14 protein-coding genes and 2 rRNA genes are annotated in these 18,528 nt (G+C 63.5%); 12 read left to right on the top strand and 4 right to left on the bottom strand.

Going from position 1 to position 18,528, the window contains the following annotated elements; genetic code table 11:
- Both ACFWB0_RS19850 and rrf read left to right on the top strand, forming a co-directional pair.
- A 23S ribosomal RNA gene (locus tag ACFWB0_RS19850) occupies positions 1-146 on the top strand; the annotation flags it as partial.
- Between the two features lie 151 nt (positions 147-297).
- Positions 298-414 (top strand): 5S ribosomal RNA (gene rrf, locus ACFWB0_RS19845).
- A gap of 176 nt (positions 415-590) precedes the next feature.
- On the opposite strand, the gene ACFWB0_RS19840 is transcribed toward rrf, so the two are convergent.
- The gene (locus ACFWB0_RS19840) at positions 591-1,367 is read right to left on the bottom strand and encodes an SDR family NAD(P)-dependent oxidoreductase (protein WP_378492169.1); all 777 of its coding nucleotides are present in this window, start codon (positions 1,365-1,367) and stop codon (positions 591-593) included.
- 16 nt (positions 1,368-1,383) lie between these two features.
- Positions 1,384-2,652, bottom strand: coding sequence for a cytochrome P450 (locus tag ACFWB0_RS19835; protein WP_378492168.1), 1,269 nt, complete (start codon positions 2,650-2,652; stop codon positions 1,384-1,386).
- Positions 2,653-2,893: 241 nt separating this feature from the next.
- On the opposite strand from ACFWB0_RS19835, the gene ACFWB0_RS19830 reads away from it, so the two are divergent.
- From ACFWB0_RS19830 to ACFWB0_RS19785, 10 genes are all read left to right on the top strand, one after another.
- Complete coding sequence (locus ACFWB0_RS19830) at positions 2,894-3,469, top strand: TetR/AcrR family transcriptional regulator (RefSeq protein WP_378492167.1); 576 nt, start codon at positions 2,894-2,896, stop codon at positions 3,467-3,469.
- A gap of 299 nt (positions 3,470-3,768) precedes the next feature.
- Positions 3,769-4,677 carry an MlaE family ABC transporter permease gene (locus ACFWB0_RS19825; protein ID WP_378492166.1) on the top strand — a complete coding sequence of 303 codons (909 nt, stop codon included), beginning with the start codon at positions 3,769-3,771 and terminating at the stop codon, positions 4,675-4,677.
- Positions 4,678-5,532 carry an ABC transporter permease gene (locus ACFWB0_RS19820; protein ID WP_378492165.1) on the top strand — a complete coding sequence of 285 codons (855 nt, stop codon included), beginning with the start codon at positions 4,678-4,680 and terminating at the stop codon, positions 5,530-5,532.
- Positions 5,533-5,535: 3 nt separating this feature from the next.
- Entirely contained in the window at positions 5,536-6,840 is a 1,305-nt protein-coding gene (locus ACFWB0_RS19815; RefSeq protein ID WP_378492164.1) for an MlaD family protein, read from the top strand.
- Positions 6,837-7,874: an MCE family protein gene (locus tag ACFWB0_RS19810; RefSeq protein ID WP_378492163.1), complete on the top strand. Its 1,038-nt coding sequence runs from the start codon at positions 6,837-6,839 to the stop codon at positions 7,872-7,874. Before ACFWB0_RS19815 ends, ACFWB0_RS19810 begins: the two co-directional genes overlap by 4 nt.
- Positions 7,875-7,878: 4 nt before the next feature.
- Positions 7,879-8,931, top strand: coding sequence for an MCE family protein (locus ACFWB0_RS19805; protein WP_378492162.1), 1,053 nt, complete (start codon positions 7,879-7,881; stop codon positions 8,929-8,931).
- Positions 8,928-10,034 carry an MCE family protein gene (locus ACFWB0_RS19800; RefSeq protein ID WP_378492161.1) on the top strand — a complete coding sequence of 369 codons (1,107 nt, stop codon included), beginning with the start codon at positions 8,928-8,930 and terminating at the stop codon, positions 10,032-10,034. Before ACFWB0_RS19805 ends, ACFWB0_RS19800 begins: the two co-directional genes overlap by 4 nt.
- Positions 10,031-11,140 carry an MCE family protein gene (locus ACFWB0_RS19795; protein WP_378492160.1) on the top strand — a complete coding sequence of 370 codons (1,110 nt, stop codon included), beginning with the start codon at positions 10,031-10,033 and terminating at the stop codon, positions 11,138-11,140. Before ACFWB0_RS19800 ends, ACFWB0_RS19795 begins: the two co-directional genes overlap by 4 nt.
- A complete protein-coding gene (locus ACFWB0_RS19790; protein WP_378492159.1) occupies positions 11,137-12,414 on the top strand; it encodes an MlaD family protein in 1,278 nt (425 codons plus the stop codon). Before ACFWB0_RS19795 ends, ACFWB0_RS19790 begins: the two co-directional genes overlap by 4 nt.
- A gap of 43 nt (positions 12,415-12,457) precedes the next feature.
- On the top strand, positions 12,458-13,054 hold the full coding sequence (locus ACFWB0_RS19785; RefSeq protein ID WP_378492158.1) for a hypothetical protein: 597 nt from the start codon (positions 12,458-12,460) through the stop codon (positions 13,052-13,054).
- Position 13,055: 1 nt separating this feature from the next.
- Here ACFWB0_RS19785 and ACFWB0_RS19780 read toward each other — a convergent pair whose 3' ends face one another.
- Both ACFWB0_RS19780 and ACFWB0_RS19775 read right to left on the bottom strand, forming a co-directional pair.
- On the bottom strand, positions 13,056-14,414 hold the full coding sequence (locus ACFWB0_RS19780) for a M1 family metallopeptidase (RefSeq protein ID WP_378492174.1): 1,359 nt from the start codon (positions 14,412-14,414) through the stop codon (positions 13,056-13,058).
- Positions 14,411-18,319 (bottom strand): Pls/PosA family non-ribosomal peptide synthetase, encoded by a 3,909-nt coding sequence (locus ACFWB0_RS19775; RefSeq protein WP_378492157.1) that lies wholly within the window; start codon positions 18,317-18,319, stop codon positions 14,411-14,413. The genes ACFWB0_RS19780 and ACFWB0_RS19775 overlap by 4 nt, the downstream gene beginning before the upstream one ends.
- Positions 18,320-18,528: the final 209 nt, after the last annotated feature.

Here is an 18,528-nt window from a genome sequence, read left to right as displayed (position 1 = left end):
TCTAAGCGGGAAGCCTGTTCCAAGATGAGGTTTCTCACCCTTTGATGGGGTAAGGCCCCCGGCAGACCACCGGGTTGATAGGCCAGAACTGGAAGTCGGGTAACCGATGGAGGTGACTGGTACTAATAGGCCGAGGACTTACCATGAAGGTGCTACGCGTCCACTGTGCGGTTTCTGAAACAGCACGCTCGCTTGCGCGAGTGTTGTCGAGTGAACGCTGTCTTTTCTTTCGGGAAGGGCGGTGAATCACCCGGCATCACTCGAGGGACGTGAGTGATGTCGTGTGTTTCACAGAGTTACGGCGGTTATAGCGATAGGGAAACGCCCGGTCCCATTCCGAACCCGGAAGCTAAGCCTGTCTGCGCCGATGGTACTGCACTCGACAGGGTGTGGGAGAGTAGGACACCGCCGAACACCCGTTCCGGAAGGGGCTCACACATTGTGTGGGCCCCTTCCGTGTTTGTATTGTATTTGCTGAAAGTGTTTGGGGGGCCTGCTGATGCGGGCCCCCCAAACACTTTTCCATCCCCCGGTGGCGACTCCCATCATGGTCGCCACACGCCTCCCCGCTTCAGGGCCGTGGTCACGGCTCAGAGATACCAGCCGCCGTTGACTCCGATGATCTGACCGGTGATGAAGCCGGCATCGTCGGAGCAGAGGAACGCGGTCGCTGCTGCGACGTCATGTGGTGTTCCCGTCCTGCGCACCGGTGTCATGCTGGCCAGTGTTTCGAAATTGATCAGCATCTCACCGGACTCCTCTGCCGCGCGTGCCATGGGAGTATCGATGATCGAGGGCGGAATCGTATTGGCAGTAATGCCTTTCGGCGACAATTCGTGTGCCAGTGCCTTGGTGAGAGCGATGACTCCCCCCTTGGAAGCGACATAGTGCGCACGATCGCGGGCGCCGGATTGTGCACTGGACGACGAGATCGTGATGATGCGACCCCACCCGGCCTCGATCATGTCGGGCACCGCAGATTGCACGCTGTTGAATGTTCCGGTGAGATTGACGTCGATAATACGTTTCCAGTCGGCGAGGTCGATCTCGGTGAACGGAGCAGTGGCCTCGATGCCGGCACTCGTCACCATGATCTTCACGGCGCCGAGTTCGGCGCGAACCTTCTCTATTGCAGTATCCACCCCGGCCCGGTCGACGACGTCGACTTCGAATGAACGGGCAATGGCGCCTTGTTCGTTCAGCTCGTCGGCGACCTTCTGTGCCGCGGCGCCACTCCTGTCGAGCAACGCGACGGGGTGATGCAGTGCGGCGAGCTGACGTGCTACGGACAGGCCGATTCCGGAGCCTGCTCCGGTGACAACTGCGACTCTGTTCGTGGTCTCGGCACCAGCGGTGTGGTCGACCATGTGGTCATTCGTCCTTTCAGCCGACGGGGGTGAATTCGAGATGGAGTTCGGTGAGGCCCCGGAGGATGTACGTCGGTTCGTATCTGAAGTCGCGTTCGCCGGCGGGACCGTGCTCGGCTTCCGAGACCCGAATGTCGTGCATGCGGTCGAGGATGCGTTCGATCGTCACGCGTGCCTCGACGCGTGCCAGCGGACCGCCGGGACATGAATGGACACCTCGTCCGAAAGCGATGTGTTCGCGTGCATTCTCGCGATCGATCTGAAGCTCGTGGGGATTTGCGAATCGGGCGGGGTCTCGATTCGCCGCGGGAAGCGACACCATGACCACTGTGCCCGCGGGGATCTCGACATCGCCCACCGTCGTCGTCTTACGGGCCAGCCGGAAGTCGCTTTTGACCGGGCCCTCCATGCGAAGCATCTCCTCGATGAACGGCGGAATCAGACCGCGGTCCTCGCGAAGCTGCTTCTGGAGTTCGGGTTTCTCGGCGATCTGGAGCAGCATCGAGGTGATGAGCCGCGCCGTGGTGTCCTGGCCGGCGCCGAAGAGGAAAGTGGCGAGCCGGACGAGCTCGACGACATCGGGAACTTCCCCGTCGGGATACTTCGCGTCGGCCAGAATAGTGAGGGCGTCGGGACGTGGTTCACGTCGGCGGTCTTCGAGGAACGCCGTGAACTTCTCGTCCAGGAACTCGAGAGGGTTGGAACCAAGGGCTTCGCCCTCGGTCGATCCGACCTTCTGTGCGTTGAGGTGCTGTTGGAAAGAGTCGTGGTGTTCCTCGGGAACGCCGAGTAGATCGGCGATGGTCAACAGCGCGAAGGGAACCCCGTAGCCGAAGAGGGCTTCGAACCTACCGGATGCGTGGAACTGATCGATCAGGCGATCGGACAGATCCCACATGAAGTGTTCGTTCTCGTCGAGCCGGCGCGGTGTGAACAGACCGCTCACCAGGCGTCGGATGCGGGAATGCTGCGGTGGATCCATCGTGACCAGGTGTTCGTACATCGGAAACTGTTCACGGTGTGCATCGATCTGAGCGTCGATGTTGTCGCTCTCCACCGGGAACGGTAGTGGAGGGAACGGGCCGATCGGTGCGACGATGTTGGAGAAACTCGACGTATCGCGAAGTACTGCAATGACTTCGTCGTATCCCGTCACTGCGATGACGTTCTGTGAGGCATCCAGTCGACGAACTGGACACTGCGAACGGTGATAGTCGAAGAACGGGTGTGGGTCGGAAACGAAAGACGGGTCCGTGAAGTAGTCCTTCGTATCGAAGTCGTTCAAGCCGAGCCTCCTGTGCGGAACCTGCTCATTGCATAAAGAATTGCAGCACAGCTAGATTCGATGGATCCAGCTAGCGGAGCCCTGGGCTGAGGGGTGTGGCCTCCGAACGCTGTGCACCTGCCTAGCATTGTCTGTGTCATGGATAACACACATGGGTGGATATGGTCAACATCACATCTGTTACCCAAGCTAGGATGTCGCAAAGTTGCAGCCGTGCAACTGAGAAAAAGGAGGTTGGCGGATGGCGTCGTCGCGCAGGCTCGGTGCACCGGATGCGAAGAATCGAACGGTCCTGCTCGATGCGGCAGAACGCTTGATGATCGAAAAGGGATACGCAGCAGTAACATCCAGAAGAGTTGCTGATGAGGCCGGCCTGAAGCCGCAGTTGGTGCACTACTACTTCAGGACGATGGACGACCTGTTCCTCGAGATCTTCCGCCGCCGTGCCGAGCAGGGCCTGGCTGTTCAGGCCGAGTTGATGGACGCGCCCAACCCGTTGCGGGCGCTGTGGGAGTTCAGCACGAGCCCAGCAGGCGTTGCGGTGACCATGGAGTTCATTGCGATGTCGCGCCACCGCGAGGCTTTGCGGGAAGAGATCGCGAACTATTCCGAACAGTTCCGCGCAGGCCAGCGAGCTGCTCTCGACAAGATCCTCGACCGCGTGAACCTCTCCGAGAAGATCCCTCCGGTCGTGGTCTCGGTGCTCATGACCAGCTTGTCCCGAGTGCTGGTCATGGAGGAGTCCTTGGGCGTGACCGGCGGCCATGCGGAGACGATCGAACTCGTCGAGTGGGTCCTGAGTAAATTCGACGAATAGTCATTCCTGCAGGTAGAGGCATATATAAGAGCGGTTATCAAAGCCGTCACGGCACGAAGATGTAAAGCATCATTGCAATTGCGAGAACTCTATTCTACTTTGATGCATGTCAGATGCTCGTTCGTAGAGTGACCGGTCCGGCCGCGGGCATCGGGGTGTGCGGCCGGGGCGCCTGAATGCGGGCGCATCCCGTCTGTCGGTTCTTCGTGCCGGCCGGGACCGTTCTCGGTGTGAAATGAAATTTCATTTTCCGACGCGCAGAGCATCTTTCGTACAGAGTATGAGCGACGACCGATCGAATGTCGGCCGAGCTCTTCGAATTCTTCCGCTCGCGAAGGGGATCGACTGTGGCAGAAGAGGGTTCCACTTCCACTCATGAGCAGTCCGCTACAGGCGAGATCGATGAATGGGCACGAGGGTATGTCCGGCGCCACCCCGTTGCCGCCCTCGCAACAGTGGGGGAACAATGCAAGCTCGGTGTCCGAACCGTCCACCATCTTGTGGTGGACATCGCCACCCTTCGGTTCCCTTTCGTGGAGTTCATTCGTCAGGCAGCGTTCATGGCGTCGGCGTCTGCACTGCCCACGATCTTCGTCGCGATTCCGATCGGAGTGACCCTCTCGATCCAGTTCGGGTTACTCGCCGGACAGGTCGGAGCGACCTCGCTGGCGGGAGCGGCAAGCGGGCTGGCCGTGATCAAGCAGGGCGCCCCGATGGTCGCGGCGTTGTTGATGGCGTCTGCGGCCGGCTCGGCCGTCTGCGCCGATCTGGGTTCGCGCAAGATCCGAGACGAGATCGACGCTCTCGAAGTGATGGGGATATCGGTGGTCAGGCGACTCGTGGTTCCGCGGTTCGCCGCGGCAATCCTGGTCGGCCTCGCGTTGACCGGACTCGTCTGCTTCGTCGGGTTTCTGTCCGGATATCTTTTCAACACCTTCGTGATGAACGGTACGCCGGGTAGTTTCGTTGCCACTTTCGCGTCGTTCGCGACGGTCGGCGACTTCGTTCTCACGATGATCAAGGCCATGGTGTTCGGCGCGATCGTTGCGGTGGTCGCGTGTCAGAAGGGGCTGTCGACCAGTGGCGGCCCCGCGGGTGTAGCGAACTCCGTCAATGCCACGGTGGTGGCGTCGATCCTGCTTCTGATGATCGTCAACGTTGCTTTCACGCAGCTGTACGTACTGCTGTTTCCGCGGACGGGGTTCTGAGTGGCTTCCCGCTATTTCCCCCCGGGAGTGAGGCCGATCGTCACCGCGGTCAGATCTCAGGCGACAGTGATCGCTCGTCTGGGCCACATGGTGACGTTCCTGGTGCGAGCACTCGCCGCGATCCCCACCACACTGCGGCACTACCGGAAAGAATTCCTCAGGATTCTTTCCGACGTGACCTGGGGTAACGGGTCCCTGGTCGTAGGTGGTGGCACGGCCGGAGTGATCATCGTGCTCGGGGCGGCCGCGGGAGCGATCGTGGCAATCGAGGGGTACAACGCGCTGCACCTCCTCGGGCTCGAGCCGGCAACCGGGATGATCGCGTCCACCGCCACAACTCGGGAACTCGCGCCCATCATGGCGTCGCTTGCCTTCGCTGCGCAGGCCGGATGCCGGTTTACCGCGCAGCTCGGTGCCATGCGGATCTCCGAGGAAATCGACGCGATGGAAACGCTCGCGATTCGGTCCATCCCCTACCTCGTGACCACAAGGCTTCTTGCGTCAGTGGTGGCGGTGATTCCCCTCTACCTCGTCTGCTTGGCGGTCAACTACGTCGCAGTGCAGGTTGTGATCGGTATGGCAGGCGGGGTCTCGTCCGGAACCTACGACCACTACTTCTCCTTGGTGCTCAGCGGCACCGATATCTTCTACTCGCTACTGAAAACCATCGTCTTCGTCATCATCACCACCACGATCCAGTGCTACTACGGCTACTACGCCGCCGGCGGTCCGCAGGGCGTCGGTACTGCGGCCGGACGAGCGATGCGAGCGAGCATATCCGCGATGATCGTGATGAATCTTCTGCTTACCCTTCTTTTTTGGGGACTCGGCTCCGGCGCAAGGCTCGGGGGGTAGTCGATGTCGTTTCTGTTGGAGAGCGATCCGCACAAGGCGTCGCTCCGTGACCTCGTCCTGCGGGGCAGCATTGCGCTCGTGGTGGCGGTGTTGTTCGTCGCGGGGATTCTCGCCAAGATGGGCGGTGTTTTCGACAAGGGTTACGACATCACCGCGACCCTGGCCGACGTCGGGGACGGCCTACCCGCCCGGTCCGACGTCAAGTTCCGTGGTGTTCTCGTCGGGGAGGTGAACGACGTCGAACTCCCTGCGGGGGATGGCGCCAATCTCGTGAATATCTCCATCCTGCCCGAACATCTCGCAGGAATCCCCGCAACGGTGACCGCACGCGTGGTGCCGAGCAACGTCTTTGCCGTCTCGTCCGTCCAGTTGGTCGACAACGGACCCGCGCCCCATCTCGAAGAGGGGGCAACGATCCCTCAGGACGAGAGTTTGTCCACGGTGCAACTGCAGACAGCATTGACGAAGCTTCGCGACCTCACGGCCGCGACCGCACGTCTCAGCTCGCAGGAGACTCTCGGAGTCCTCGCCACCGTGGCGCAGGCCACCGATCGGCGGGGCGACGACATCGTCCGTGCGGGAGCGCAATTGCAGCGAATCGTGCACGAGGTCGGCGCCGTCGTGACTCCCGACGGCGGCCCGTCGACCCTGTCCGCACTGGCGGATGCGGTGGAAGGATTGCAGCACTCGGCGCCGGAACTGCTCGATGCCGTCAATCATGCTGTCGTGCCCATGCGCACGATAGCGGAGAAGCAGGAGCAACTCTCGACGCTGTTCTTCGGAAGTGCCAACACGCTCTCGACGATGGCGACGTCGCTGGAGAACAACACCGACCGGATCATCGGCATCACCACCGAACTCGAACCCGTGCTGGGGGTGGTCGCCGACGGCGCCCACGAATTCACTCCGATCGTCACCAGGATGAATTGGATCTCGGGAAAGTGGTGGACGGAGTTCTGGCCGGTCGGCCAACAGAACGGCACAGGCAAGTTCGTCTTCCAAGCGACGCCCCACATCGAGTACACGCGCACCGACTGCCCCCGCTACGGAGATCTGGCCGGGCCCAGTTGCGCCACAGCCCCGGACACGGGCGCTCCACCTGTGGCCGAACGACTCGGATCGACAAGCACGATCGAGCGGGCCCCGATAGGAGGCAACGTCGGACAGGTCGGTGCGCCCGCCGAGAAGGACATTGTCGATCAGATCCTCGGCGGTGACTTCGGCGGGGCGGCAGACCTTCTCCTCGGACCCATCACACGCGGCGTCGACATCCGAGTGACCCCCGAGACGGACGGAGCGCCGCGATGACGATACGGAAGCCGCTGATCGGCCTTATCGTGTTCCTCTTGATCTCCGCGGGGTTGACCTGGCCGGTCGTGGTCACCCTGCAGCGAGGAGTTCAGGGTTCGACGAGCTCCTACTCTGCGGTATTCAGTGATGTGTCGGGTTTGCGTGTGGGCGACGACGTCCGGATGGCCGGCGTGCGCGTGGGCCGGGTCGACTCGATCTCGCTCGACGAGACGGTTGCGCGGGTCGGGTTCAGCATCGACTCGTCTCAGCAGGTGTTTGCGAACACCGAGGCAGCGATCACCTATCAAAGCATCATCGGCCAGCGCTATCTCGGACTTTCTCTGGGCCAGACCTCTGATACGGCGATCCTCGAGACCGGCGCTGAGATACCCCTCGCGAGAACAGAGCCGTCCTTCGATATCTCCGTGTTGCTCAATGGGTTCGAACCCTTGTTCAGTGTGCTCGACCCGGAACAGGTGGACAACATCACGGCCTCTGTGATCGCCGCGCTCCAGGGCGACGGCGGATCCGTGACCACCCTTGTGGCCGAGACATCGAGACTTGCGGAGTCGATGGCCGAGCCGGATCGCATCCTCGGCGACATCATCGTCAACCTCGACGGCATCATCTCCGATCTCGCATCGCAGAGCGGTGAGATCGACTCGGTGATCACCGGTGCACACTCGATCTTCACGGAGCTGAACGCCAGGCGCCCGGAACTTGTCGGTTCGCTCGACAGGATCGCCACCACAGCCGACAGCCTTGCATCGCTCACCGGTGAAGTGCAGCCGGATCTGCAGGAAATGCTGCGGAGACAACCGGGTTTCACCGGCCACTTCGTCGACACCAAACCATCGTGGGAGTACTTCGGTTTCAATCTCCCCGGTCTTCTGAAGGGGCTGGCTCGTGTGAGTGAGGACGGTGCGTACCTCAACGCCTACCTGTGCAACATCAACGCAACCCTCGTTCCCGAATTGAGTCATGTCATCCCGTCGATCGTGGCGGGGGCCACTCCCGGCGGCGAAACCAAGAACTCCCCGATCTGTAGGTGACGGCATGACACGAACAGGATCTACCTTCGCTCGGAGATTCCGGTTGCGACCGGTCGAGTCGTACAGCGCTGTCTCTCTCGGCGTGGTGACCGTGGTGGCGATCATTGCCGTGTTGGTCGCGACCGTCGGGGTTGCAAATCTGGGTCTCGGAAAGGCGACCTACGAGGCGGAATTCGTCCAGGCAGCTCAGATCGCGCCAGGGGACGGGGTGACGGTAGCCGGGATCCAGGTTGGCACGGTCGAAGGTGCACGACTCGAGGGTGACCACGTGGTCGTCGAAATGAAGATCGACAACGGTGTGAATCTCGGTGCCGACACGGTCGCGTCGATCAAGCTCACCACGCTGCTCGGGTCGCGCTATGTGGAGTTGCGTCCGGCCGGCGAGGGAAGCATCCCGGACAATAGGATGAGGTTGTCCAATACCGTTGTGCCCTATGATCTTCAAGAGGTTCTCGCCGACGCGACAACGACCTTCGAGCGGGTCGACGCGGAACGACTGGGTGCGACACTGAACGAACTCGCCGCGGAACTGGACGATCTTCCTGCGCTGATGCCGCAAGCGCTGGAGAATGTCGAGAGCCTGTCGAGGGTGATCGCGGACCGTCGGGACCAGGTCGGATCTCTCGTATCCGCAACCTATGAGCTCACGGAGATCATCCGCGCGCAGCAGGGCGACCTCGGTTCCCTTGTGCGAGACGGCAGTGAGATGGTGAACGAACTGGCTCTTCGGCAGAATCTGGTGGAGCGGTTGTTGTCGTCCACCAGCGGTCTTGTGCAGCAGCTGCATACGATCGTCGTCGACGATCGCGTGTCACTCGACGCATTGATCACCGATCTCGACTCGATGCTGCAGAGTCTGGGCAATCAGGATGAACTACTCCGCAATATTCTCCAGATTCTCCCGGTCCCGATCCGCAACTTCACGAACGCGACGGGTACCGGACCCGAACTGGATTTCACCTCCGTTGCCGGCCCGTTCATCGACTCGTGGATGTGCGCGATCAGCGGAAACGCCGAACTGCATTCGCTCCCTCCCTATTTCGAGGACTGCCAATGAAGAAACGTAGATGGGTGTCGATAGCGGCGGTGATCGCCGTTGTCGCAGGGCTTGCGTTCTTCGGTGCTCGATCGTGGTTCGCCGGCAACGGCGAGATCACCGTCACCGCGAAGTTCGACAACGGTGCCGGACTCTACGTCGGGAACACCGTGGCGGTGCTGGGTCTCGAGGTGGGCAGGGTGACCGCGATCGAACCGCATGGGACGCACGTGGCGGTGACGATGAATATCGATGGCGCCATGGATATCCCGTCCGATGCGCACGCAGTTGTTGTCTCGACATCGGTGCTTACCGATAGGCACGTGGAGTTGACCCCGGTGTATCGCGGCGGCGACACCCTCGAGGATGAGGCTGTGATCGGACTCGAGCGGACCCGCACCCCCATCGAGTTCGACAGACTTCTTGCCATGGCCGACACCATGGCGCTCGAACTCCAGGGTGACGGCGAGGGCAACGGAGCCGTCGCCGAACTCCTCAGCGCGGGCGCGTCGATGACCGAGGGGCAAGGCAGCAGTATCAGATCTGCGCTCGGAACGTTGTCGGAGGCTTTGAGGATCGGACCCGACGGGGGTGCCCGGACGCGCAACGAACTCACCACGATCGTCGACAATCTCGCAGTGCTGTCCGAGGCTGCGGCGGTCAACGATCAAGACATTCGTGAGTTCGGTGAAGTGGCGAGCCGACTCAGTGCCGTGCTGGCCGAATCCGGAATAGGCCTCGGCGACACCGGAACCATGATCAATGACATTCTGCTGCAGACGAATGATCTGCTGACGGCCAACCGCGGTGCGGTGCAAGCGACGGCGACGAACGCCGAGACGCTCACCCGCGCGCTCGCCGACTACCAGCGGGAGGTCGGAGAGTTCCTGGACCTGGCCCCGCTCCTGCTGAACAACGCCTACCACGTCATGGATCGGGAGAACGGCGGAGCCCGCGTACACGGACTGCTCGAGCGGGTCGCGCTCGACGGTCAATTGGTCAAGGAGGTCTGCAATCTCATGGGAATGCGGGATCTGGGTTGTGACACCGGCACCGTCAGCGACTTCGGCCCGGATTTCGGGATGTCGGGGATGCTCGAAGGACTTGCGGGGATGCACCGGTGAATCTCAGGATCAGGCGATGCGTAGGCGCTGCGTGCGTGATGGTTGCGGCGTCGTCGACCGTGGCCTGCTCGGTGGGGCTGGAACAGCTTCCGCTGCCTGCTCCGGGTTTGAGCGGTGACTCATACACTCTCACGGCAACATTCGAGAACGCGCTGAACCTACCGACGAAGGCCAAGGTGAAACTCGGCGGCGTCGATGTGGGGGAGGTCGACTCGATGGCGGTGGAGGGGTATCAGGCGGTCGTGACCATGCGCGTTGCGGAAGGTGTCATGGTGCCCGCAGGCAGTCGTGCCGAATTACGCTCGGCGACACCCCTGGGGGATGTCTTCATTGCGCTACAGGCACCCGAAGGGGAAGCTGTGGCCGCGCCTCCGCTCGGCGACGGCGACGCGATTCCGATTGCAGACACTTCTGCGGCCGCGACCATCGAGGAGTTGCTCTCGACCGCATCGGTCCTCGTCAACGGAGGTGCAGTTCGTAACCTCACCAAGATCGTGAACGGGCTCGGTAACGCTGTAGACGGGCGGGGTGCGAACATCGAGAGCCTTCTCGGCGAATCCGCTCGTCTGGTCACGCAGCTCGGCTCGCGTTCCGCCGAGATCGAACACTCACTTGTCCAAACCGACATGCTCATCGCGACACTGGCGGAACGGAAGTCGACGATCCGCGAGGTGGTTGCCGCGGCCGGTCCGGCGCTCGACGTCCTCGCCGGGGACACCGCGGAGATCCTCGATCTCGTGACCCAGGTGGATCGGATCAGTTCGCAGATGGCGAAGTTCCCGTCGGTCAACGGTACCGATACGCGGTCGATGGTCGCCGATATCAACAGGATTGCCGCCGAACTCAACAATGCGGCGACATCCCCCGATGCTTCAATCGAAGCCGTCAACAGCCTCTTTGCCCCGATCATGAAGACGACGAACTCGACGTCTGCTCACGCCGACGCGGACTGGCAGCAGCTGATCTTCGGCGCGATTCCGTCACCCGGTCATTCCGGGGATCCGGGAAGCCGGCTGCCCGAGACATCGGACATCGACACGATGGTGGGTGCCCTCACCCACTCCTTGCTGCGTCTGCAGGGCAGGTTGACGGGAGCGGGCGGATGACGACGAAGATGAGCGCGACAGACAGGATTGCAGTGCCGGTGGTCGGTGCGGTCCGGAGCGGATATCGACATCGTCTGGGTTTGTCCTTGACGGCGCTCGCAATGACACTGGTACTCGGAATCGTCTATCTGGTATTCGGGATATTCGAACTGAATCCGACCGATCGAAAGATCCAGGTGCAGGTGCATTTCGATCAGTCCGGTGGAATTCTCCCCGATCGCGACGTGACGTTGCGCGGAGTTCCGGTGGGCCGTGTGACGTCGGTGGATCTCACCGGGGACGGCGTCGTCGCGGTCGCTTCGATCGATTCGCAGACGAAGATCCCCCAAGGGTCGGAGGTTCGGGTTGCGGGTCTGTCGCTCGCCGGAGAGCAGTATCTCGACTTCCGTCCGAGTACCGATGACGGGCCGTATCTGACGGATGGCGCCGTGATCTCGACGAGGGATACCTCCACGCCGGTACCGCTGTCGGACCTCATGCACAATCTGGATGGCATGCTCGCACAGATCGATCCCGCCGAAGTCCAGGTGATCGTCGAGGAATTGGGAGTCAGCCCCGAGGCGCCCGAGAAGCTGTCCGACATCATCGACGGAGGGACCTTCCTCATCTCGACGCTCGATTCCGTCCTGCCGCAAACTGTGTCGATACTCAATACCAGCAAGGTGGTTCTCGATACACTTGCCGACGGGAGTCCGGGCCTTCAGACCACGTCGGCCAACCTGTCCGGATTGCTGCAGGGCGCGGAGGAGATGGACGCGGGGTTCCGGACATTCGTCGACACTGCTCCCGCGACCCTCGGCGCAATCGACTCGATCATCGCGGACAATTCTCCGACGATGGTGCAGCTGCTCGGCAATCTTGCGACCGTCTCTCAGATGGCATATCTACGGGTTCCGGCCCTGCAGGAGTTCTTCTTCCCGACCGAGCGGGACGGCTCGACACTCGAGGCGATCGGAACCGCGTTCCGTGACGGCGGTATCTGGGCGTACGTCAATTTGTACCCGCGCTACACGTGCGATTACGACCTTCCCCGCCGGCCGCCGTCGGTCCCGGATTTTCCGGAGCCTTATCTGTATACCTACTGCAACAACCCGGACCCGTCGGTTCTCATCCGCGGCGCCCGGAATGCTCCCCGCCCGCCCGGGGAGGAAGGGGAGGCCGCGCTTCCGCCGGGTGCCGATCCGGCTCGTACCGCCGATCCGACTCCGGTGGGGCCGCTGTCGGTTCCCTTGACCTACGGGGGTCCGCCCGCCGAGTACCTCTACCCGCGGTAGCCGAGATCTTCGTGCCCATCAGCTCTCTGGAAGGAGAATGCACATGAGCAAGACCAGTTCCACTCTCGCAGTCGACGCAGCCGTGACCGACACTGTCGACCCGGCGAATCAGAACGTCACCGAGGAAACCGGTGCCGAGCATGCCGGTGCCGATTCGGGTCGACGCATGCGGCGGATCCGCACCGCCGTGCTCGTCATGATCACCGTGGCGTCAGTGGCGTGCGCCGCATTCTTTGCGTGGAAGGCGCACGAGGTCAGGTCCGTCGACGCGGCGGCCACCGAGGCGCTCGCGACCGCGCAGGAATACGCGGTGACGCTGACCTCGGTCAGTCCCGGTGCACTCGACAGCAACTTCGATGCAGTGTTGAACGGCGCCACCGGCGAGTTCAAGGAGATGTACGCGCAGTCGAGCGGTGAACTGCGCCAGCTGCTCGTCGACAACAATGCGCAGGCGGAAGGCACGGTGGTGGAAGCCGGCGTCAAGTCGGCCACGACCGATCGCGTCGAGGTGCTGCTGTTCATCGATCAGACGGTGACGAACTCGGTCGTCCCGGAACCGCGACTCGATCGCAGCCGTGTCGTCATGACGCTCGAGCTCGTGGACGACCGCTGGCTGGCCTCGCAGGTGGACCTTCCCTGATCTAGGAAAGCCGACCGTTCGGCAGTGGTGGCAGTGCGGTGGTACCGAGCCACGCGTCCCACAGCGGTCGCAGTGACACATCGGTGAATCGTGTTGCCAGATCGATCAACTGGTCGGTGGTGACGTTGGAGTGCCGGTACTCGGTCGTCCACATACGCAGAAGGGTGAAGAAGCGTTCGTCGCCGAGTCGTAACCGCAACGCGTGCAACGTGAGGGCGCCGCGCTTGTAGATCCGGTCGTCGAACATGTCCTTCGGTCCGGGGTCGCCCAGGAGTATGTCCTGCGGCAGGCGAGTGAGCCCGGCGTGCGCCAGCCGCGCGTGTTCGTGCGCCGATGACCCCCCGGAGTTCTCCGACCACAACCATTCCGCGTAACACGCGAAACCTTCGTGCAGCCAGATGTCCTTCCATTGCTTCAAGGTCAGGCTGTTTCCGAACCACTGGTGTGCCAGCTCGTGCGCCACCAGCCGCTCCTCGTCGCGATTACCACTGCAGAAGTTCGCGCCGAAGACGGACATCCCCTGGGACTCGACCGGGATTTCGAGGTCGTCGTCGGTGACGAGCGCCGTGTAGTGCGCGAACGGATACGGCCCGAACAGCCGCGAGAACACTTCGATCATCTGTGACTGACGTCCGAAGTCCCTGTCGAACTTGGCGCGCAGCCGCGGCGGGTGCACAGCGAACTGCGGCACGGGCGACGACGCGACCCGGCGAACCTCGTAGTTCCCGATCTGCACGCTCGCGAGATACGTCGACATCGGTTCGGGCTGCTCGTACACCCACGTCGTGCGGCTGGACTTCGTCGTCTTGCGGAGCAGCGTCCCGTTGGCGATCGCATGGAACGGCGCATCCGTGGTGATCGTGACGCGGTAGGTGGCCTTCGAACCGGGATGGTCGTCGCACGGAAACCACGTCGGCGCACCGTTCGGCTGGCTGGCGACCAGCGAACCCTCGTCGAGTTCTTCCCAGCCGACCTCGCCCCACATGGTGTGCCGCGGGGTCGGGGTGCCTGCGTACTGGATGGCGAAGGTGAGAACCGCCCCGACCGGGACCGTCTGCGAGGACGTCACCGTCAGCTTGTCGTTGCGGTGGGTGAACTTTGCGGGACGTCGCCCGTTGACGGTCACTTTGGTCACGCGCATCGCCTGTGCGAGGTCGAGTGTGTACTTTGCGCGGACGTCGGTCGTGGTGGCGATGATCGTGGCGCGGCCGTCGAGCCGGTTGGCGGTCACCTTGTATGTCAGGTCCAGTTCGTACCGCGACACGCGATAGCCACGGTTCCCGCTCTGGGGGAGGTACGGGTCGAGGGGGCGATCGGGCCCGGTCGGGGCCACGGGCTTCGCCGGTTTGAGGGGCTTCATCGCGGTGACCACTCGCCCGGCCGGGACCATGGCGCGATCGGATTGCCCTGCCACCGAGTGGAAGGGGGAACCACGTCGCCGCGCATCACGAGGGACGCAGGTCCGACTGTGGCGCCGGCGCCGAGCCCCGATGCGGGCAACGCGACACATTGCGGGCCGAGCGTGGCGCCGGCTTCGAGGGTCACGGTGTCCATGGCCATGATCCGATCATGGAACAGGTGGGTTTGAACCACGCACCCCCTCTCCACCGTCGCGCCGGGGCCCAAAGTCACGAGATCGGCCTCCGGCAACCAGTAACTTTCACACCACACACCGCGGCCGATCTTCGCTCCGAGGCCACGCAACCACAGGTTCATCACGGCGGTGCCGGGGGTCGCCTGACCGAACCACGGCGCGGCAACCATCTCGACGAAGGTATCGGACACTTCGTTGCGCCACACGAACGAACTCCACAGCGGGTGCTCTTCTTTCCCGATGCGTCCGACGATTGTCCACTTCGCAGCGATGGTGACGATGCATGCGACCGCACCGGCAGCCATCAACACGAGGCCGCTCACCAGTGCCGCCGCCGGGTAGCCGAAATGGACGGCAATGGAGTTGAGGGAGAACAGGACCAGCAGCCCGATGCCGAACGTGACCACCATCGGAACGAGCCGGAAGGTCTCGACGGCCCCGCGCGCGATCTTGAGCTTCAACGATGGCTCGAACGTGCGACTCGAATCGGATCCGCCGGAGGACCGGCGCAACCGTACCGGGGGACTGCCGAGCCACGAAGACCCCGACTTCGCCTTCTCCGGTGCGGCCGAGAGGACCGCGACCAGACCGTGTTTGGGCACGCGACGACCGGGCGCTGCCATGCCCGAGTTTCCGAGGAACGCCCGCTTTCCGACCTTGGCATGCGATATGTACAGCCAGCCTCCGCCGAGTTCGTACGAGGCGACCATGGTGTCGTCGGCGAGGAACGCGCCGTCCGCGACCTTGGTGAACTTCGGAACCATGAGCACCGTTGATGCCTCGACGTCCTTGCCGATATCGGCGCCGAGCAGCCGCAGCCAGATCGGGGTGAGCATCGACGCGTAGAGCGGGAACAGGAACGTGCGCGACGAATCCATCAGACGTTCGGTGGCCCACACCTGCCATCCGACACGGCTTCGGACCGGATGCCAGCCTTCGGTCATGCCGATCGACAACAGTCGCACGGTGATCAGGGTGAGTACTGCGAACACGGCCATGGTGAGAATTCCACCGGCGGGCAGCATCGCAAGGGAACGGACCACGGCCTCGGTCACGCTCGAGGTGTCCTTCACCCACCAGACGAGCAGCGCGACACCGGCGCCGATTGACATGATCGGAAGTCCTGCGAGGAGGATCGACGTCACGCCGAAGATGGGAACCCAACGGGATCCGCGGGGTGGGTCTTCCGACGGCCACTGCGGTTCGGCCTTTCCGGTCTTCCGCGCGGGCGAACCGGCCCAGTGCTGGCTCGCCTTGACCCGGCCGAACACCGCCGACCCGGCCTCGACCTCGGCGTTCTTGCCGACGCGCGAACCGGGGGCGAGGAACGAGCGCGCACCGATCGACGCGCCCGCCCCGATGCGGATACTCCCGATGTGGACGACGTCGCCGTCCACCCAGTACCCCGACAGGTCCACTTCGGGTTCGATCGAGCAGCCGTCGCCGAGTTCGAGCATGCCGGTGACCGGGGGGAGGGTGTGCAGGTCGACTCCGTGGCCGATCTTCGCGCCCAGCGCCCGCGCATACTGACGCATCCAGGGCGCTCCCGACAGGTTGGTCGCACCGGACGCCTCCGACAACCGCTGGGCGGTCCACAAACGCAGGTGGACCGAGCCACCGCGGGGATAACTGCCGGGTGTCAGTCCGCGGAGGAGGGTCCGGGCGCCCAGCACCGCGGTGCTCATCCGGCCGAGCGGAGAGAGGAACACGACGATTCCGACGGCGACCCACCACCACGACAAGGTCACGGTCCACGGCACATCGGTGACCGTCGCGATGATGTTGTTCAGAATCGCGAGCCAGGTGATCCAGTGGAGGCCCGTCAACGTCATGAGCGGCACGGTCGCGGCGAGCTGCAGGAACTGTGCCCCCCGCGATACGGGGGCGACCTCGCGCGGAGCCGCGGTCTCGGTCGGGGCGAGTTCGTCGAGATAGGTGGCGAGGGATCCGAGCCGGGGTCGGTCGTAGAGTTCGGCAACCGTCATCTCGGGATAACGCTCACGCAGTGCGGTGACGAGTTGTGCGGCGGACAGGGAACCTCCGCCGAGTTCGAAGAAATCGTCGTCGAGACCCTCGATTCGGGCGCCGAGCAGTGACGACCACAGCCCCGCGACCCATTCCGCGGTCGGGGGGAGGCCGAGCGCTTCCACGGAGTCGGCGTCGGCGCCGGGCAGCGGCCACGGCAACGCGTTGCGATCGACCTTCCCGGACGTGCGCGTGGGCAGCTCGTCGACGAGCGCGAGACGCGGCACGAGGGCAGCGGGGAGCTGTTCGGACAGCAGATCGTGGGCAGACGCGACGTCGAAATGAGGATCGGTGGAGGCGATGTAGCCGACGAGGATCGAACTTCCGGCGGAGGTCTTACGGACCGCGCATGCACCGCCTGCGACTCCGGGCAGGTTCTGCAGGGCGTTGTCGACCTCGCCGAGCTCGATGCGTCGCCCGCCGATCTTGACCTGGTCGTCGGCGCGGCCCTGGAAGAGTAGTCCGGCGCTGTCGAGGACGACGAGGTCACCGCTGCGGTAGGCGCGGTCCCAGCCGAGGGTCGGCATGGGCGCGTACTTCTCGGCGTCCTTCGCCGGGTCCAGGTAGCGTGCGAGTCCGACGCCGCCGATCACGAGCTCACCGGTCTGCCCTTCGGCGACGGGAATGCCTTCGCTGTCGACGACGGCGAGATCCCAGCCGTCGAGTGGCAGGCCGATGCGGATGGGTCCGGTTCCGTCCATGATCGCGGCGCATGCGACCACAGTGGCCTCGGTGGGGCCGTAGGTGTTCCACACTTCGCGACCCGGAACGGCGAGGCGCTCGGCGAGGTCGGGTGGGCAGGCCTCCCCTCCGAAGATGAGCAGACGTACCGCTTCGAGTGCTTCCCCCGGCCACATCGCGGCGAGGGTCGGGACCGTGGAGACGACGTTGATGTTGCGGGAGACCAACCACGGGCCGAGGTCCATGCCCGAGCGAACCAGTGACCGCGGCGCCGGAACGAGACATGAGCCGTGCCGCCAGGCCAGCCACATCTCCTCGCACGACGCGTCGAAGGCGACGGACAGGCCTGCGAGTACCCGGTCGCGGGGGCCGAGCGGTTCGTCCCGGCAGAACAGGTTGGCTTCGGCGTCGACGAAGGCTGCGGCGTTGCGGTGTGTGACGGCAACACCCTTGGGGGTGCCGGTGGAACCGGAGGTGAAGATGATCCATGCGTCGTCGTCGAGTGTCGGTTCGCGCACGTCCGGTTCGTCGGCCGGTGGTGCGGTGCCGGGACCGATGCCCGCATCGGTGACGATCGCGGTGACCTTTGCCTCGGAGAAGACGAGTTCGGCGCGTTCGTCGGGATCGTCGGCGTCCACGGGGACGTAGGCGGCGCCCGCCGCGAGGACGGACAGGATGGTGACGTAGAGGTCCTTGGACCCCGACGACATGCGCACCCCGACACGATCGCCGGCGCCTACGCCGGCCTCCGCGAGGCCGCGGGCTCCCACGAATACCAGGTCGAGGAGTTCGGAGTAGTCGAGCAGCGTGGTGCCGTCGTCGATCGCGGGAGCGTGCGGATGCGACTCGGCGGTGGCGCGCAGCACGTCGACGAGTGTGCGTGGCGCGGGTGCGTGTGATCCGCGCAGGAAGATCTCGGGGACGAGCGACGTGTCGTCGGGTGTGGGCGGGTGTTGAGCAGACAATCCGCTGTCCTTCTACTCGGTGGGGCGATCCGGTTTATCTCAGGTGAAGGTGGACGGCAGATGAACTTTCGGTGGGGCAGTGGGCGAGGTGGGCGTGTGCGGTGTCGCGCTTCAGAGCAAAGCACGGCGGTGGTTTCTTTGCAGGTCAGAAGGAGAAACTCGGCTCTGCTCAGGAGCGGCTCCTCGGCCGCGCTCGGACGCTCGACTTG

It is taken from the genome of Rhodococcus sp. NPDC060086, from assembly GCF_042730275.1.
Taxonomy (GTDB): domain Bacteria; phylum Actinomycetota; class Actinomycetes; order Mycobacteriales; family Mycobacteriaceae; genus Rhodococcus.
Note: the sequence above shows the minus strand (reverse complement) of the source record. Positions and strands in the feature narration are given on the sequence as shown.

Bases quoted from the DNA above. Each gene is read 5' to 3' on its own strand.
- ACFWB0_RS19840 (WP_378492169.1), bottom strand. From the start codon at position 1,367: ATGGTCGACCACACCGCTGGTGCCGAGACCACGAACAGAGTCGCAGTT.
- ACFWB0_RS19830 (WP_378492167.1), top strand. From the start codon at position 2,894: ATGGCGTCGTCGCGCAGGCTCGGTGCACCGGATGCGAAGAATCGAACG.
- ACFWB0_RS19825 (WP_378492166.1), top strand. From the start codon at position 3,769: ATGTCGGCCGAGCTCTTCGAATTCTTCCGCTCGCGAAGGGGATCGACT.
- ACFWB0_RS19815 (WP_378492164.1), top strand. From the start codon at position 5,536: ATGTCGTTTCTGTTGGAGAGCGATCCGCACAAGGCGTCGCTCCGTGAC.
- ACFWB0_RS19810 (WP_378492163.1), top strand. From the start codon at position 6,837: ATGACGATACGGAAGCCGCTGATCGGCCTTATCGTGTTCCTCTTGATC.
- ACFWB0_RS19805 (WP_378492162.1), top strand. From the start codon at position 7,879: ATGACACGAACAGGATCTACCTTCGCTCGGAGATTCCGGTTGCGACCG.
- ACFWB0_RS19800 (WP_378492161.1), top strand. From the start codon at position 8,928: ATGAAGAAACGTAGATGGGTGTCGATAGCGGCGGTGATCGCCGTTGTC.
- ACFWB0_RS19790 (WP_378492159.1), top strand. From the start codon at position 11,137: ATGACGACGAAGATGAGCGCGACAGACAGGATTGCAGTGCCGGTGGTC.
- ACFWB0_RS19785 (WP_378492158.1), top strand. From the start codon at position 12,458: ATGAGCAAGACCAGTTCCACTCTCGCAGTCGACGCAGCCGTGACCGAC.
- ACFWB0_RS19780 (WP_378492174.1), bottom strand. From the start codon at position 14,414: ATGAAGCCCCTCAAACCGGCGAAGCCCGTGGCCCCGACCGGGCCCGAT.